At 58.2% G+C, this 16,985-nt stretch carries 15 protein-coding genes; 13 read left to right on the top strand and 2 right to left on the bottom strand.

Features of this window, described 5'->3' with window-relative positions:
- Positions 1-321: 321 nt before the first annotated feature.
- Positions 322-1,461, bottom strand: a complete 1,140-nt coding sequence (gene queG / locus ABLU50_RS19230) for a tRNA epoxyqueuosine(34) reductase QueG (RefSeq protein WP_087832376.1) — start codon at positions 1,459-1,461, stop codon at positions 322-324.
- Between the two features lie 13 nt (positions 1,462-1,474).
- On the opposite strand from queG, the gene nnr reads away from it, so the two are divergent.
- The 9 genes from nnr (at position 1,475) to hflC (ending at position 11,717) form a co-directional block, all read left to right on the top strand.
- Complete coding sequence (gene nnr, locus ABLU50_RS19235) at positions 1,475-2,986, top strand: bifunctional ADP-dependent NAD(P)H-hydrate dehydratase/NAD(P)H-hydrate epimerase (protein ID WP_176391521.1); 1,512 nt, start codon at positions 1,475-1,477, stop codon at positions 2,984-2,986.
- The gene (tsaE, locus tag ABLU50_RS19240) at positions 2,979-3,440 is read left to right on the top strand and encodes a tRNA (adenosine(37)-N6)-threonylcarbamoyltransferase complex ATPase subunit type 1 TsaE (RefSeq protein ID WP_087832374.1); all 462 of its coding nucleotides are present in this window, start codon (positions 2,979-2,981) and stop codon (positions 3,438-3,440) included. The genes nnr and tsaE overlap by 8 nt, the downstream gene beginning before the upstream one ends.
- A gap of 16 nt (positions 3,441-3,456) precedes the next feature.
- Positions 3,457-4,812, top strand: coding sequence for an N-acetylmuramoyl-L-alanine amidase AmiB (amiB, locus tag ABLU50_RS19245; RefSeq protein ID WP_060656852.1), 1,356 nt, complete (start codon positions 3,457-3,459; stop codon positions 4,810-4,812).
- A gap of 10 nt (positions 4,813-4,822) precedes the next feature.
- A complete protein-coding gene (mutL, locus tag ABLU50_RS19250; protein ID WP_087832373.1) occupies positions 4,823-6,682 on the top strand; it encodes a DNA mismatch repair endonuclease MutL in 1,860 nt (619 codons plus the stop codon).
- Positions 6,675-7,625: a tRNA (adenosine(37)-N6)-dimethylallyltransferase MiaA gene (gene miaA / locus ABLU50_RS19255; RefSeq protein ID WP_049114992.1), complete on the top strand. Its 951-nt coding sequence runs from the start codon at positions 6,675-6,677 to the stop codon at positions 7,623-7,625. Before mutL ends, miaA begins: the two co-directional genes overlap by 8 nt.
- Positions 7,626-7,717: 92 nt before the next feature.
- Positions 7,718-8,026 carry an RNA chaperone Hfq gene (hfq, locus tag ABLU50_RS19260; RefSeq protein WP_002885659.1) on the top strand — a complete coding sequence of 103 codons (309 nt, stop codon included), beginning with the start codon at positions 7,718-7,720 and terminating at the stop codon, positions 8,024-8,026.
- 75 nt (positions 8,027-8,101) lie between these two features.
- Complete coding sequence (hflX, locus tag ABLU50_RS19265; RefSeq protein ID WP_004146725.1) at positions 8,102-9,382, top strand: ribosome rescue GTPase HflX; 1,281 nt, start codon at positions 8,102-8,104, stop codon at positions 9,380-9,382.
- A gap of 65 nt (positions 9,383-9,447) precedes the next feature.
- Positions 9,448-10,710, top strand: a complete 1,263-nt coding sequence (hflK, locus tag ABLU50_RS19270) for an FtsH protease activity modulator HflK (protein ID WP_004206443.1) — start codon at positions 9,448-9,450, stop codon at positions 10,708-10,710.
- 2 nt (positions 10,711-10,712) lie between these two features.
- Positions 10,713-11,717, top strand: a complete 1,005-nt coding sequence (gene hflC / locus ABLU50_RS19275; RefSeq protein WP_002885662.1) for a protease modulator HflC — start codon at positions 10,713-10,715, stop codon at positions 11,715-11,717.
- A gap of 80 nt (positions 11,718-11,797) precedes the next feature.
- Here the strand turns inward: hflC and ABLU50_RS19280 are convergent, their stop codons facing one another.
- Positions 11,798-12,088: a hypothetical protein gene (locus tag ABLU50_RS19280; RefSeq protein ID WP_023319562.1), complete on the bottom strand. Its 291-nt coding sequence runs from the start codon at positions 12,086-12,088 to the stop codon at positions 11,798-11,800.
- A gap of 223 nt (positions 12,089-12,311) precedes the next feature.
- Between ABLU50_RS19280 and ABLU50_RS19285 the strand changes: the two genes are divergently transcribed.
- From ABLU50_RS19285 to rnr, 4 genes are all read left to right on the top strand, one after another.
- A complete protein-coding gene (locus ABLU50_RS19285) occupies positions 12,312-12,509 on the top strand; it encodes a DUF2065 domain-containing protein (RefSeq protein ID WP_002885664.1) in 198 nt (65 codons plus the stop codon).
- 102 nt (positions 12,510-12,611) lie between these two features.
- Entirely contained in the window at positions 12,612-13,910 is a 1,299-nt protein-coding gene (locus ABLU50_RS19290; RefSeq protein ID WP_060656854.1) for an adenylosuccinate synthase, read from the top strand.
- A 150-nt stretch (positions 13,911-14,060) separates the two neighbouring features.
- Positions 14,061-14,486 carry a nitric oxide-sensing transcriptional repressor NsrR gene (gene nsrR / locus ABLU50_RS19295; protein WP_002885667.1) on the top strand — a complete coding sequence of 142 codons (426 nt, stop codon included), beginning with the start codon at positions 14,061-14,063 and terminating at the stop codon, positions 14,484-14,486.
- A gap of 36 nt (positions 14,487-14,522) precedes the next feature.
- The gene (gene rnr / locus ABLU50_RS19300; RefSeq protein ID WP_087832372.1) at positions 14,523-16,961 is read left to right on the top strand and encodes a ribonuclease R; all 2,439 of its coding nucleotides are present in this window, start codon (positions 14,523-14,525) and stop codon (positions 16,959-16,961) included.
- Positions 16,962-16,985 lie beyond the last annotated feature (24 nt).

Consider the following 16,985-nt stretch of genomic DNA (forward strand, 5'->3'; position numbering starts at 1 on the left):
ACGACCTTGCCAAGGTCGGGGTCGCGAGTTCGAGTCTCGTTTCCCGCTCCAAATTTTCTTCCATCTCTTATTTATCCACAGTGCAATCCAGCGCCGGGGATGATTTTCGTTTGGTCTGCAGAAATACTGTAAACAGAGTTATCCACAGGTTGTCGTTTCGCTTCTGACGGCGTAAATGCTTCGCTTTGTAAATAATATCTTTATATCTAATTGAAATTTAACAATTAAATTTCATTTCGAAATGTTAATCCGATCACTTGACCTCGGTCTGCGCCTTGAAACTCAATGTGTTTTAGATTTTATTCACAGCCTGTGAATGAATCAGGCGTCGCGCGGCAGGCCTTTCTCTACCACCCTGACCAGCCGTAATTTTTTCGGCAGCTGTACTTCGACGGCGTCGACGCTGCGCTTTTTCAGTTGCTGGGCAATCGCCCACTCAATGTGCTCGTCGAGAAGCGGATGCTCGCCCAGGCGACTCTCCAGTGCGCGAAGATGGGCTTCATCCCAGGGCGCATTGCCCAGCGCGACGGCGATATTACGCAGCCAGCGCAGATGACCAATGCGACGAATCGCCGACCCTTCGGTCACCTTCAGAAACCACGCTTCGTTCCAGGCGAACAGTTCCACCAGCGGCGGGGCATGCAGCGCCTGGCGCGGGCTGAAATCCTCTTCATCGGTAAGCTGTGAGAAACGGTTCCACGGGCAGATAAGCTGGCAGTCGTCGCAGCCATAGATCCGGTTGCCGATGAGCGGACGGAACTCCTCCGGAATAGCGCCTTCCAGTTCGATGGTGAGATAGGAGATGCAGCGGCGGGCGTCGACGGTATAAGGCTCAACGATGGCCCCGGTGGGGCAGATAGTCATGCAGGCGACACAGCGTCCACACTCCTCCGCGACCGGGCTGTCGACCGGCAGGGGCAGGTCAATCAGCAGTTCGCCGAGAAAAAAGAATGATCCGGCGTCGCGGCTTAAGATAAGTGAGTGCTTACCTGTCCAGCCAAGGCCCGCTTTTTCTGCAATGGGCCGTTCCAGGATAGGCGCGGAATCGACAAAAGGTCTAAAATTGAGCGAAGCACACTGTTCCTGAATCTTCTCACCCAGTTTTTTCAGGCGATTACGTAGCAGCTTATGATAATCACGCCCGAGGGCATAACGGCTGACGTAACCCAGCTCGGGATCTTTCAGGGTGCGGGCAAAGGCGGCGTTAGCGGGCAGATAGTTCATCCGCACGCTGATGACGCGTAACGTACCGGGCAGCAGTTCGTGGGGGCGGGCGCGCATCATACCGTGACGGGCCATCCACTCCATTTCGCCGTGGTATTGTTTATCCAGCCATGCCTGCAGTTTGGGTTCACTGGCGCTGAGGTCGGTATCGGCGATACCGACCTGCTGGAACCCGAGCTCTGTGCCCCATTGTTTGATTTGTTGCGCTAACTGAACGAGATCGAGGGGCTGTGACATGATGGACCATACAATGACGAAAAACCCTGACAGTATACCATACAACATTTGGCCTGCGGAGGCGCTGCGCCTGGCCGAACGAGAGGCGGCGGACAGCCTGGGACTGACGCTGTTTGAACTGATGCAGCGCGCGGGCGAGGCGGCGTTCCAGCTGGCCAGCCGCGCTTTTCCTGACAGCGCGCACTGGCTGATCCTCTGCGGGCATGGCAACAACGGCGGTGACGGATATGTCGTCGCGCGTCTGGCCCAGGCCGCCGGGCGGAGGGTGACGCTGCTGGCGGTAGAGAGTGACAGCCCGCTGCCGGAAGAGGCGCAGGCGGCGCGGGAGGCATGGCTTAACGCCGGCGGCGTGATCCATGCGGCCACTGTCCCCTGGCCAGACGATATCTCACTGATTATTGATGGCCTGCTCGGCACCGGGTTGCGCAGTGCGCCGCGCGAATCCGTCGCGATGCTCATTCACCAGGCGAACCACCATCCTGCGCCGGTGCTGGCTCTGGATATCCCTTCCGGCCTGAACGCGCAGACCGGCGCGACGCCGGGGGCGGTCATTCAGGCCGACCATACGCTGACGTTTATCGCGCTCAAACCGGGGCTGCTGACCGGCAAGGCGCGGGATGTCGTCGGGCAGCTCCACCATCATGCGCTGGGGCTTGAGCGCTGGCTCGCCGGACAAAGTACCCCCCTGACGCGGTTTTGCGCCGCTCACCTTGCCGACTGGCTGCCGCCGCGCCGGGCCACCTCCCATAAGGGCGATCACGGCAAGCTGGCGATCGTCGGCGGCGATCGCGGCACGGCAGGCGCGATTCGCATGTGCGGTGAAGCGGCTTTACGCGCCGGCGCAGGGCTGGTGCGAGTACTTACTCACCCGGAGAACGTGGCGCCTATTATCACCGCCCGGCCGGAATTAATGGTGGATGAGCTGACGCCGCAGACCCTTAAAGCCGCGCTGGAGTGGGCGGAGGTGGTGGCGATTGGCCCAGGCCTGGGGCAGAACGAGTGGGGACGCAGCGCCCTGCGCATGGTGGAAAGGGTTAACAAACCGATGGTCTGGGACGCCGATGCGCTGAACCTGCTGGCATTCAATCCCGATAAACGTCACAATCGCGTGCTGACGCCGCACCCCGGCGAAGCGGCCCGTCTGCTGAATGTCAGCGTGGCAGAAATTGAAAGCGATCGCTTACTTTCTGCGCAGCGTCTGGTAAAACGGTATGGCGGCGTGGTCGTGCTGAAAGGCGCGGGCACGGTGGTGGCCAGTGAAAGCGGGGCGATGGGCATTATCGACGCCGGCAATGCCGGGATGGCCAGCGGCGGCATGGGCGATGTGCTCACTGGCATCATCGCCGCATTGTTAGGACAGCACCTGACGCCGTATGATGCTGCCTGTGCCGGGTGCGTCGCTCATGGCGATGCCGCCGACCGACTGGCCGCCCGCGAGGGCACCCGCGGCATGTTGGCGACCGATCTCTTTTCCACGCTCAAGCGTGTTGTTAACCCGGATGTGATTGACGTAGACCATGATTAACCGAGTGATTCCTTTACCCGATGAGCAGGCCACGCTGGCCCTGGGCGACCGTATTGCGCAGGCCTGTACCGGCGCCACCGTGATTTACCTTTATGGTGACTTAGGCGCGGGAAAAACCACCTTTAGCCGCGGCTTTTTACAGGCGCTCGGTCACCGCGGCAATGTCAAAAGCCCAACTTATACCCTGGTGGAACCGTATACCCTCGACAAGCTGATGGTGTATCACTTCGATCTCTACCGCCTGGCGGATCCTGAGGAGCTGGAATTTATGGGGATCCGCGATTATTTTACCGACGATGCCATCTGCCTGGTGGAATGGCCGCAGCAAGGCGCAGGTGTCCTGCCTGACCCGGACGTTGAAATTCACCTTGATTACCAGGCACAAGGGCGTGAGGCGCGCATTACCGCGATCTCCTCACGGGGTGAGTCTTTACTGGCACGTTTAGCCATTTAGCCTGAAGGATGACGGGATGAAGTATCGCATAACCACCTGGCTTGCCGCTGCGCTGATGCTGTCGAGTCTTCACGCCACTGCGGCGAGTTTATCCGATATCCAGGTCTCCAACGGAGACCAGCAGGCCCGTATTACTCTTAGCTTTGTCGGTGAACCGGAGTACTCTTTTACCCCCCAGGGCAAACGACTGGTGGCGCTGGATATCAAACAGACCGGCGTATTGCAGGGACTGCCGCTGAAATTTAGCGGCAGCAACCTGGTGAAGAGCATTCGTGCCGGTACGCCGCAGGATTCGCAGACGCTGCGTCTGTTGGTGGATCTGACGGAAGATGGCAAAACCCGGGCGGTGAAGCAGCAGAACGGGGCGAATTACACGGTGGTCTTTACCATCAACGCCGACGCGCCTCCGCCGCCGCCGCCACCTCCTGTGGTGGTGAAACGGGCCGACCCGCCGCCGGTGATGCCTTCCCGGACGGTGACGGCGGGACGCAATCCGTTCAGCTCGTCGGGCCACGATCGGCAGACGGTGATGACCCCCTCTCAGCCGGCGATGACCAACAATCAAACCGTGACCCGTCCGGCGGCCCGCACCGTGTCGGCGCAGGATAAAGTGATTATCGCCATCGATGCCGGGCACGGCGGTCAGGATCCTGGCGCGATTGGCCCGAATGGCACCAAAGAGAAGAACGTGACTATAGCCATCGCGCGCAAGCTGCGTGCGCTGCTGAACGCCGATCCGCAGTTTAAACCGGTGCTGACCCGTGACGGGGATTACTTTATTTCGGTAATGGGACGCTCGGATGTGGCGCGTAAGCAAAATGCCAACTTCCTCGTCTCAATCCATGCTGACGCCGCGCCAAACCGCGACGCCACCGGCGCCTCGGTATGGGTGCTCTCTAACCGTCGCGCCAACAGTGAAATGGCCGGCTGGCTGGAACAGCATGAGAAACAGTCTGAACTGCTCGGCGGCGCGGGCGATGTGCTGGCGAACAGCCAGGCCGATCCCTACCTGAGCCAGGCGGTGTTGGATCTGCAGTTCGGCCACTCCCAACGCGTCGGCTACGATGTCGCGACCAACGTGCTCAGCCAGCTGCAGCGGATTGGCAATCTGCATAAACGCCGTCCGGAGCATGCCAGCCTCGGCGTACTGCGCTCGCCGGACATTCCGTCGATCCTCGTGGAAACGGGCTTCATCAGTAACAACGGGGAAGAACGGCTGCTGGGCAGCGATGATTACCAGGAGCAGATTGCGGAGGCGATTTATAACGGTCTGCGCAACTACTTTATGCAGCATCCGCTGCAGTCGGCGCCTCGCGGCGAGGCGGCGCAGACCGCCAGCGCCGCAGCGCCGGGCGGGATGTTGATTAACTAAGGAGCAGGGGATGCCGATTCAGGTTCTGCCGCCGCAGCTCGCCAACCAGATTGCCGCCGGCGAGGTGGTGGAACGGCCCGCGTCGGTGGTGAAAGAGCTGGTTGAAAACAGCCTTGATGCAGGCGCCACGCGGATTGATATTGATATCGAACGCGGCGGCGCGAAGCTTATTCGAATTCGCGATAACGGCTGCGGCATCAAAAAAGACGAGCTGGCGCTGGCCCTGGCTCGCCACGCGACCAGCAAGATCGCCTCGCTCGACGATCTCGAAGCCATTATCAGCCTCGGTTTTCGCGGCGAAGCGCTGGCCAGTATCAGTTCGGTGGCGCGCCTGACGCTCACTTCGCGGACGGCGGAACAGCAGGAAGCCTGGCAGGCGTATGCCGAAGGCCGCGAGCAGGCGGTGACGGTGAAGCCGGCGGCGCACCCGGTCGGTACTACCCTTGAAGTCCTCGATCTGTTCTACAACACCCCGGCGCGGCGCAAATTTATGCGCACCGAAAAGACCGAGTTCGGCCACATTGACGAGGTGGTCCGCCGCATTGCGCTGGCGCGCTTCGACGTCACCATCAACCTCAGCCATAACGGCAAGGTGATGCGCCAGTATCGGGCAGTCGCTCAGGATGGCCAGCGGGAGCGGCGGCTGGGAACCATCTGTGGCGCCGCCTTTCTTGAACATGCCCTGGCGATCGAGTGGCAGCATGGCGATCTGACCCTGCGCGGATGGGTCGCCGATCCGCTGCATACTACCTCTGCGCTGGCGGAAATTCAGTATTGCTACGTTAACGGGCGGATGATGCGGGACCGGTTGATCAACCACGCTATCCGCCAGGCCTGTGAAGACAAACTGGGGGCCGATCAGCAGCCGGCGTTTGTACTGTATCTGGAGATCGATCCCCATCAGGTGGATGTGAACGTCCATCCGGCCAAGCATGAGGTGCGTTTCCATCAGTCGCGCCTGGTGCATGACTTTATCTACCAGGGCGTCCTGAGCGTGCTGCAGCAGCAGCTTGACGCGCCGCTGGCGGAAAAAGACGACCTGCCGGCGCCCCGTCCGATGCCGGAGAACCGGATCGCGGCGGGCGGCAACCAGTTTGCGCGGCCGTCGGAAGCGCGTGAACCGGCAGCCCGTTTCAGCATCACGCCATCGCGTGAGCCTGCGGCCCCCAGCGGCAGGCCGGGCGGCGCGAGCTGGCCGCACGCGCAACCGGGTTACCAGAAGCAGCAAGGGGCGCTTTATCGTCAGTTGCTCGACACGCCGACGGCGCCAAAGCCCGCGTTACAGACGCCGGGCGCGGCGGAACTGGCCGGGCACAGCCAGAGCTTTGGCAGAGTGCTGACGATTGTTAGCCGCGACTGCGCGCTGCTGGAGCGCGAGGGCGGCCTGGCGCTGCTGTCGTTGACCGTTGCCGAGCGCTGGCTGCGCCAGGCGCAGTTGACCCCGGGAGCAGAGGCCGTCTGTGCCCAGCCGCTGTTGATCCCCCTGCGGTTAAAAGTTACGGAAGGGGAAAAGCAGGCGCTGGTCGCCGCGCAGTCGGCGCTGACGCAGTTGGGGATCGATATGCATACTGATGCCCTGCACGTGACGGTGCGCGCGGTCCCTTTACCCTTAAGACAACAAAATTTACAAATCTTGATTCCTGAACTGATAGGCTACCTGGCGCAGCAAAACGCATTCGACGTCGGCAATATCGCCCAATGGATGGCGCGTAATCTGACGAGCGAACAGACGTCATGGAATATGGCGCAGGCGATTGCGCTGCTGGCGGACGTTGAGCGTCTTTGCCCGCAGCTGGTGAGAACGCCGCCGGGTGGCCTGTTACAACCTGTAGATCTCCATTCGGCGATGAATGCCCTGAAAGATGAATGATGTAACCGAGGCGAGCCTGCCCAAGGCAATTTTTTTAATGGGCCCGACGGCCTCCGGCAAAACCGCGCTGGCGATAGCCTTACGTAAAGTTTTGCCAGTAGAGTTGATTAGTGTTGATTCTGCCCTCATTTATCGGGGAATGGATATTGGCACCGCCAAACCGGATGCCGCAGAGCTTAGCGCTGCGCCACACCGGCTGCTGGATATTTTGGATCCGGCAGAGGCCTATTCCGCGGCGGATTTTCGCCGCGATGCGCTGGCGGCGATGGCGGAAATTGTCGCCGCCGGGCGAATTCCGCTGTTAGTCGGCGGAACGATGTTGTATTTCAAAGCGTTGTTGGAAGGATTGTCGCCCTTACCGTCCGCTGACCCTGAGGTCAGAGCGCGGATTGAGCAGCAGGCCGCAGAGCAGGGGTGGAGCGCGTTACATCAGCAGTTGCAGGAGATCGATCCCGTGGCGGCTGCGCGTATTCATCCAAATGATCCGCAAAGGCTTTCCCGGGCACTGGAAGTTTTTTTCATTTCGGGTAAAACTTTAACGGAACTGACGCAAACGTCAGGAGACGCTCTGCCATATCAGGTGCATCAGTTCGCCATCGCCCCGGCGAGCCGTGAACTGCTCCATCAACGCATAGAACAGCGTTTTCATCAGATGTTAGCTTCAGGTTTTGAAGCAGAAGTACGGGCGCTTTTTGCCCGCGGAGATTTGCATACGGATATGCCTTCCATCCGTTGTGTCGGATACCGCCAGATGTGGTCATATCTCAATGGCGAGATCCCGTATGATGAGATGGTTTATCGAGGTGTTTGCGCCACGAGACAGTTAGCCAAACGTCAGGTCACCTGGCTGCGCGGTTGGGAAGGTGTGCACTGGTTAGACAGTGAACAACCCGAACAAGCGCTCAACAAAGTATTACAGGTTGTTGGTGCGAGCCAGAACTGAACGTGTACAATTAAACGGTATCGTGCGTAATTTTTTTTGAGAATCGTAAGGTTCTGAGTACAAAACAAGCATACATATAAGGAAAAGAGAGAATGGCTAAGGGGCAATCTTTACAAGATCCGTTCCTGAACGCTTTGCGTCGGGAACGCGTTCCGGTTTCTATTTATTTGGTGAATGGTATCAAGCTGCAAGGGCAAATTGAGTCTTTCGATCAGTTCGTGATCCTGTTGAAGAACACGGTCAGCCAGATGGTCTATAAGCACGCAATTTCTACTGTTGTCCCGTCTCGCCCGGTGTCTCACCACAGCAACAATGCTGGCGGCGGTTCCAGTAACTATCACCACGGTGGTAGCGCGCAGGGCTCTTCTGCGCCGCAACAAGACAGCGACGACGCCGAATAAGGCTAGTGCTGTTTTTCCACGCCGGGGAGCCAGGTTTTCTGCGTTCCCCGCTGGTATTTTATAAGGGGTTTACGCTTGTTTGACCGTTATGACGCCGGTGAGCAGGCGGTACTGGTACACATCTATTTTTCGCAAGACAAAGATATGGAAGATCTCCAGGAGTTTGAAACTCTGGCCTCTTCCGCCGGTGTCGAAGCAATGCAGGTGATTACCGGTAGCCGTAAAGCACCGCACCCGAAGTATTTTGTTGGTGAAGGTAAGGCAGTCGAAATTGCGGAAGCCGTTAAAGCGACCGGCGCTTCGGTCGTGCTCTTCGATCATGCCCTGAGTCCGGCGCAAGAACGCAACCTGGAACGCCTGTGCGAATGCCGGGTTATCGATCGTACCGGTCTTATTTTAGATATTTTCGCTCAGCGCGCGCGCACCCATGAAGGGAAACTGCAGGTCGAGCTGGCGCAGTTGCGCCATATGGCGACCCGCCTTGTCCGCGGCTGGACCCACCTTGAAAGACAAAAGGGCGGGATCGGTTTGCGTGGCCCGGGTGAAACCCAGCTCGAAACTGACCGTCGTTTATTGCGTAACCGCATCATGCAGATCCTGTCGCGGCTGGAAAAAGTCGAGAAACAGCGTGAGCAGGGGCGGCGGTCGCGCGCGAAAGCCGATATTCCAACCGTGTCGCTGGTGGGCTACACCAACGCCGGAAAATCAACGCTCTTTAACCAGATCACCGCCGCCGAGGTCTATGCCGCGAACCAGCTGTTCGCCACTCTGGACCCGACGCTGCGCCGCATTGACGTCCCTGACGTCGGCGAAACGGTGCTGGCCGATACCGTGGGCTTTATTCGCCACTTGCCGCACGATCTGGTGGCCGCGTTTAAAGCGACGTTGCAGGAGACGCGTCAGGCGACGCTGCTGCTGCATGTGATTGACGCGGCGGATGTCCGCGTGCAGGAAAACATTGATGCGGTAAATACGGTTCTCGCTGAAATTGAGGCCGATGAGATCCCGGCGCTGCTGGTGATGAACAAAATCGACATGCTGGACGATTTTGAACCGCGCATCGATCGCGACGATGAAAATAAACCGATTCGGGTCTGGCTTTCCGCTCAGACCGGAGTTGGTGTACCACTGCTTTTCCAGGCGTTAACGGAGCGCCTTTCCGGTGAAGTGGCCCAGCATACGCTGCGCTTACCGCCGAAAGAAGGGCGACTGAGAAGCCGTTTCTATCAGCTTCAGGCGATAGAAAAAGAGTGGATGGAGGATGACGGCAGCGTGAGTCTGCAGGTGCGCATGCCGATCGTTGACTGGCGGCGCCTCTGTAAGCAAGAGCCAACGCTTGTTGACTATGTGGTTTGACCTTGCAGCTTGCCTGAAGATATTGACCCCTGTGGGGATATCAAAAACAAATATGGAGCATATACATGGCGTGGAATCAGCCCGGTAATAACGGACAGGACCGCGACCCGTGGGGGAGCAGCAAACCTGGCGGCAACTCTGAGGGAAATGGCAATAAAGGCGGTCGCGAGCAGGGGCCGCCGGATCTGGATGATATCTTCCGCAAGTTAAGTAAAAAACTTGGCGGGCTCGGCGGCGGCAAGGGCGGACTGGGCGGCGGCAATAGCGCGCAGGGACCTCGCGGACCGATGGGCGGGCGTATTGTCGGCATCGTTGCCGCGGCAGCAGTGATTATCTGGGCGGCCAGCGGTTTCTATACCATTAAAGAAGCTGAACGTGGCGTGGTCACCCGCTTTGGTAAGTTCAGCCATCTGGTTGAGCCGGGCCTGAACTGGAAACCGACCTTTATCGATAACGTGCAGGCGGTGAACGTGGAGTCAGTACGCGAACTGGCGGCGTCCGGCGTCATGCTGACCTCTGACGAAAACGTGGTACGCGTTGAGATGAACGTGCAGTACCGCGTCACCGATCCGGAGCGCTACCTGTTTAGCGTCACCAGCGCGGATGACAGCCTGCGTCAGGCTACCGACAGCGCGCTGCGCGGGGTGATCGGTAAATACACCATGGATCGCATTCTGACCGAAGGCCGTACCGTGATCCGTAGCGATACCCAGCGTGAGCTGGAAGAGACGATTCGCCCGTACAACATGGGTATCACTCTGCTGGACGTCAACTTCCAGACGGCGCGTCCGCCGGAAGAGGTGAAGGCCGCGTTTGACGATGCCATTGCCGCGCGTGAGAACGAGCAGCAGTACATTCGTGAAGCGGAAGCGTATACCAACGAAGTCCAGCCGCGGGCGAATGGTCAGGCGCAGCGTATCCTCGAAGAGGCACGCGCCTATAAGACCCAGACCGTTCTGGAAGCCCAGGGTGAAGTGGCTCGCTTTGCCAAGATCCTGCCGGAATACAAAGCCGCGCCGGAAATTACCCGCGAGCGTCTGTATATCGAAACCATGGAAAAAGTGCTGAGCCACACCCGTAAAGTGCTGGTCAATGACAGCAAAAACGGCAATCTGATGGTTCTGCCGCTGGACCAGATGCTGAAAGGCGCCGCTGCGCCGGCTGCAAAGAGCGATAGCAGTGACGCCAGCGATCTGCTGCGCCTGCCGCCTGCATCCAGCACTGGCAGCGCCAGCACCTCATCAACCTCGAGCTCAACCGGGGGTAGCATTATGGACCAACGCCGCGCTAACGCGCAGCGTAACGACTACCAGCGTCAGGGGGAATAACGATGCGTAAATCTGTTATCGCGATCATTGTCATCGTGCTGGTAGTGCTCTACATGTCAGTCTTTGTCGTGAAGGAAGGCGAGCGCGGTATCACGCTGCGTTTCGGTAAAGTTCTGCGCGACGACGAAAATAAGCCGCTGGTGTATGCGCCAGGCCTGCACTTCAAGATCCCGTTTATCGAATCGGTGAAGATGCTGGATGCGCGTATTCAGACCATGGACAACCAGGCTGACCGTTTCGTCACCAAAGAGAAGAAAGACCTGATCGTCGACTCCTACATCAAATGGCGTATCAGCGACTTCAGCCGTTACTACCTGGCCACCGGCGGCGGCGACGTCTCCCAGGCCGAGGTGCTGCTGAAGCGTAAATTTTCGGACCGTCTGCGTTCTGAAATTGGTCGTCTGGATGTGAAAGACATCGTCACCGATTCCCGTGGCCGCCTGACGCTGGAAGTGCGTGATGCGCTGAACTCAGGGTCGGCCGGTACGGAAGACGAGGTTAGCACGCCGGCGGCTGACGATGCGATTGCCAAAGCGGCAGAGCGCGTGGAAGCGGAAACCAACGGCAAAGTGCAGGTGATCAACCCGAACAGTATGGCGGCGCTGGGTATTGAAGTGGTCGACGTGCGTATCAAACAGATCAACCTGCCGGCGGAAGTGTCGGAAGCGATCTATAACCGTATGCGCGCGGAGCGTGAAGCGGTTGCCCGTCGTCACCGTTCACAGGGCCAGGAAGAGGCAGAAAAACTGCGCGCGACCGCGGACTATGAAGTCACCAAGACGCTGGCGGAAGCCGAGCGGCAGGGTCGTATCCTGCGTGGTGAAGGCGATGCGGAATCGGCAAAACTGTTTGCCGACGCGTTCAGTCAGGATCCAGGCTTCTATTCCTTTATTCGTAGCCTGCGCGCCTATGAGAAGAGCTTCCAGAGCAATCAGGATGTCATGGTCCTGAGCCCGGACAGCGATTTCTTCCGCTATATGCGTTCACCGGATTCGGCGCGTAAATAAGCCGGAGAGGGTGTAAACCTGAAGTGTCAACGCGAAAAGGCGCCTGAAAAAGGCGCCTTTTTCATACTCTGAGGGCGGAATTAATTGCCGAGCAGCTTGTTCAGCAGGCCACCGATCAGCGGCAGGCTCGCCAGCGTACTTTCGATGGTGCCGCCGATGGTGGTGCCAACGCTTTTGCCCAGAGTTTGCCCCAGGTCCGGCGCCAGATCGGCCAGATTAATGGTGCCAATCAGCGGCAGGTTGATGCTCAGGGCATCGGTGCCCATCGTCCATACGGCGGCACCAACCTTACTGCCTAAGGTTGCCAGGCCATCCTGTAACCAGCCAGCGCCGCTCACATTTTCGATTTCAACTGCGGTTAATTCTCTCATGATAATCTTCCTGATTATGTAGACGTACCGGGTTGTAGTACGCGACGGCATAGTTGCAATTTAAAAAATAGACAGCAATACAACTGGTTATGAATTTTGTTTCACCTTTCCGGTTCATAATGAAGAGGAAATACGGGACAATGTGAATTGAGTGAATGCATTCACTATGCTGGCCGATGACGCCTGCGAAGGCGGCGATAATAATTTTCAATTAGGGTTGACGATGAACTCCACCATTTGGCTGGCGCTGGCGCTGGTTTTAGTACTCGAAGGGCTTGGCCCGCTACTTTATCCGCGAGCCTGGCGCAAGATGGTCGCCAGCCTGAGCCAGCTTCCGGATAATTTATTGCGGCGCTTTGGCGGCGGACTTGTGGTTGCCGGGATTGTGATCTACTACATGTTGAGGAAATCGATTGGCTGATCAAAAAGTGGTCGGATTTGCCTTATTTTGGATGCAAAAAGTGCTGTAACTCTGAAAAAGCGATGGTAGAATCCATTTTTAAGCAAACGGTGATTTTGAAAAATGGGTAACAACGTCGTCGTACTGGGCACCCAATGGGGTGACGAAGGTAAAGGGAAGATCGTCGATCTCCTGACAGAACGGGCTAAATATGTTGTGCGCTACCAGGGTGGTCACAACGCCGGCCATACTCTCGTAATCAACGGTGAAAAAACCGTTCTCCATCTTATTCCATCAGGCATTCTGCGTGAAAACGTCACCAGCATCATCGGTAACGGCGTCGTGCTGTCTCCGGCTGCGCTGATGAAAGAGATGAAGGGCCTGGAAGACCGTGGTATCCCGGTTCGCGAGCGTCTGCTGCTCTCTGAAGCCTGCCCGCTTATCCTTGACTATCACGTGGCGCTGGACGTGGCGCGTGAAAAAGCGCGCGGCGCGAAGGCGATCGGCACCACCGGTCGCGGCATCGGCCCGGCTTACGAAGATAAAGTCGCTCGTCGCGGTCTGCGCGTTGGCGATCTGTTCGATAAAGCAACCTTCGCCGATAAACTGAAAGAAGTGATGGAATATCACAACTTCCAGCTGGTGAACTTCTACAAAGCAGAAGCGGTTGACTACCAGAAAGTGCTGGACGATGTGATGGCGATTGCCGACATCCTGACCGGCATGGTGGTAGACGTTTCCGACCTGCTGGATCAGGCGCGTAAACGTGGCGACTACGTAATGTTCGAAGGCGCACAGGGCACGCTGCTGGATATCGACCACGGTACCTATCCGTACGTAACCTCTTCCAATACCACCGCGGGTGGCGTGGCGACCGGCTCCGGCCTGGGCCCGCGTTATGTGGATTACGTTCTGGGTATCATCAAAGCTTACTCGACTCGCGTCGGCGCGGGTCCGTTCCCGACTGAGCTGTTTGATGAGACCGGCGAGTTCCTCTGCAAGCAGGGTAACGAATTCGGCGCCACCACCGGTCGTCGTCGTCGTACCGGCTGGCTGGACGCTGTCGCGGTTCGTCGCGCGGTGCAGATTAACTCCCTGTCCGGCTTCTGCCTGACTAAACTGGACGTCCTCGACGGCCTGAAAGAAGTGAAAATCTGCGTCGGCTACCGTATGCCGGATGGCCGCGAAGTGACCACCACTCCGCTGGCAGCCGACAACTGGGAAGGTATCGAGCCTATCTACGAAACCATGCCGGGCTGGTCTGAAACCACCTTCGGCGTGAAAGAGCGCAGCGGCCTGCCGCAGGCAGCGCTGAACTACATCCAGCGTATTGAAGAGCTGACCGGCGTACCGGTTGATATCATCTCTACTGGTCCAGACCGTTCCGAGACCATGATTCTGCGCGACCCGTTCGACGCATAATCACTCGCAAGGGGCGCCGTTCAGGCGCCCTTGTTTTTGCTGTTCGCCCGCCCCATTTTAAATAAATTAGCGGCCTGAGCGCTGGCTGGTTTATCATCAATAATAATGATGTCGCTCGACATACCCTGTTTTCTTTTCCCTGAGGTTTATGTGCAGTTAACGAGTTTCACCGATTACGGACTACGGGCGCTGATTTATATGGCGTCGCTGCCGGAAGGACGGATGACCAGTATCTCGGAAGTAACCGAGGTCTATGGCGTCTCCCGTAATCATATGGTTAAAATAATCAATCAGTTAAGTCGCATGGGCTATGTGACTGCCGTGCGGGGGAAGAACGGGGGCATTCGCCTCGGCAAACCAGCTGGACAGATCCGCGTCGGTGACGTGGTACGCGACCTGGAACCCTTATCGCTGGTCAACTGCAGCAGCGAGTTTTGCCACATTACTCCAGCCTGTCGTCTGAAACAGGCACTAGCTGAAGCCGCGCAGAGTTTTCTCAAGGAACTGGATAACTATACGCTGGCTGATTTGGTTGAGAAGAATCAACCGCTTTATAAATTATTGCTGGTGGAGTGACGCCACTCTGCCGGAGATGACAACGGAGGAACCGATATGTCACAAGATCCATTCCAGGAACGCGAAGCTGAGAAGTACGCGAACCCAATCCCGAGCCGGGAATTTATCCTCGAACATTTAACCAAACGGGAAAAGCCCGCCAGCCGCGATGAGCTGGCCATCGAGTTAAATATTGAGGGCGAAGAGCAAACCGAAGCGCTGCGCCGCCGCCTGCGCGCGATGGAACGCGACGGTCAGCTGGTCTTCACCCGCCGTCAGTGCTATGCGCTGCCGGAGCGCCTTGATCTCCTCAAAGGAACCGTTATTGGTCACCGTGATGGCTATGGTTTCCTGCGTGTTGAAGGGCGCAAAGACGATCTGTATCTGTCGTCAGAGCAGATGAAAACCTGTATTCATGGCGATCAGGTGCTGGCCCAACCGCTGGGCGCGGACCGCAAGGGCCGCCGCGAAGCGCGCATCGTCCGCGTCCTGGTGCCGAAAACCAGCCAGATTGTTGGCCGCTACTTTACCGACGCTGGCGTCGGTTTCGTTGTCCCGGACGACAGTCGCCTGAGCTTCGATATCCTGATCCCGCCGGAAGAGATTATGGGCGCGCGGATGGGCTACGTGGTGGTGGTCGAGCTGACCCAGCGCCCGACCCGCCGCACCAAAGCCGTGGGGAAAATCGTCGAAGTGCTGGGCGACAACATGGGTACCGGCATGGCTGTCGATATGGCGCTGCGCACCCATGAAATTCCGTACGTCTGGCCGCCGGCGGTAGAAAATCAGGTTTCCGGCCTGAAAGAGCAGGTGCCGGAAGAGGCGAAAGCCGGGCGCGTCGATCTGCGCTCCCTGCCGCTGGTTACTATTGACGGTGAAGATGCCCGCGACTTCGATGACGCGGTGTACTGCGAGAAGAAACGCGGCGGCGGCTGGCGTCTGTGGGTAGCCATTGCCGACGTCAGCTACTACGTGCGTCCGGGGACGCCGCTGGACGCAGAAGCGCGCAGCCGTGGAACCTCGGTCTACTTCCCGTCGCAGGTGGTACCGATGCTGCCGGAAGTGTTGTCTAACGGTCTGTGCTCGCTGAACCCGCAGGTCGATCGCCTGTGCATGGTATGCGAGATGACGATTTCGTCAAAAGGCCGTCTGACCGGTTATAAATTCTATGAAGCGGTGATGAGTTCACATGCTCGCCTGACCTATACCAAGGTGTGGCATATGCTGCAGGGCGACCAGGAGCTGCGCGAGCACTACGCGCCGCTGGTGAAGCATATTGAAGAACTGCATAACCTCTACAAGGTGCTGGATAGCGCCCGCGAAGAGCGCGGCGGTATCTCATTTGAAAGTGAAGAAGCTAAATTCATCTTCAATGCCGAGCGCCGTATCGAGCGTATCGAACAGACCCAGCGGAACGATGCGCACAAGCTGATTGAAGAGTGCATGATCCTGGCGAATATCTCCGCCGCGCGCTTCGTTGAGAAGGCGCAGGAGCCGGCGCTGTTCCGTATCCACGATAAACCGAGCACCGAGGCGATTACCGCGTTCCGCAGCGTGCTGGCGGAGCTGGGGCTGGAACTGCCTGGCGGCAACAAGCCGGAGCCGCGCGATTACGCCGAACTGCTGACCTCCATCGCCGATCGCCCGGATGCGGAAATGCTGCAGACGATGCTCCTGCGGTCGATGAAGCAGGCGGTCTACGATCCGGAAAACCGCGGCCACTTTGGCCTCGCGCTGCAGTCCTATGCCCACTTCACCTCGCCGATCCGTCGTTACCCGGATCTGTCGCTGCACCGCGCCATCAAATATCTGCTGGCCAAAGAGCAGGGGCATAAAGGCAACAGCACGGAGACCGGCGGCTGGCACTACAGCATGGAAGAGATGCTGCAGCTGGGCGAGCACTGCTCGATGACCGAACGCCGCGCTGATGAAGCGACGCGCGAAGTCTCCGACTGGCTGAAGTGCGACTTCATGCAGGATCAGGTAGGCAACATCTTCTCCGGGGTTATCGCCAGCGTGACCGGCTTTGGCTTCTTCGTCCGTCTCAACGATCTGTTTATCGACGGCCTGGTGCATGTTTCCTCTTTGGATAACGACTACTATCGTTTCGACCAGGTGGGGCAGCGTCTGATCGGCGAGTCCGGCGGGCAGACTTATCGCCTGGGCGACCGCGTGGAAGTCCGTGTGGAAGCGGTCAACATGGACGAGCGTAAAATCGACTTTACCCTAATCTCCAGCGAGCGCGCGCCGCGTAATGTCGGCAAAACCGCCCGTGAGAAAGCGAAAAAGAGCACCTCCGGCAAACCGGGCGGCCGTCGTCGTCAGGTCGGTAAGCAGATGAACTTCGAGCCGGACAGCGCGTTCCGCAAAGAAAAAGACCAGGCGAAAGCGAAGCCGAAAGGCGAGAAGAAAGCGAAAAAACCGTCGGCGAAAACGCAGAAAATCGCCGCCGCCACCAAAGCCAAGCGCGCGGCAAAGAAGAAGAGCGCCGAGTGATTGACCACCCTTCATCCTGAAGTC

Origin of the sequence: Klebsiella sp. GG_Kp173, from assembly GCF_040062415.1 — a bacterium.
Lineage (GTDB): Bacteria > Pseudomonadota > Gammaproteobacteria > Enterobacterales > Enterobacteriaceae > Klebsiella > Klebsiella quasipneumoniae.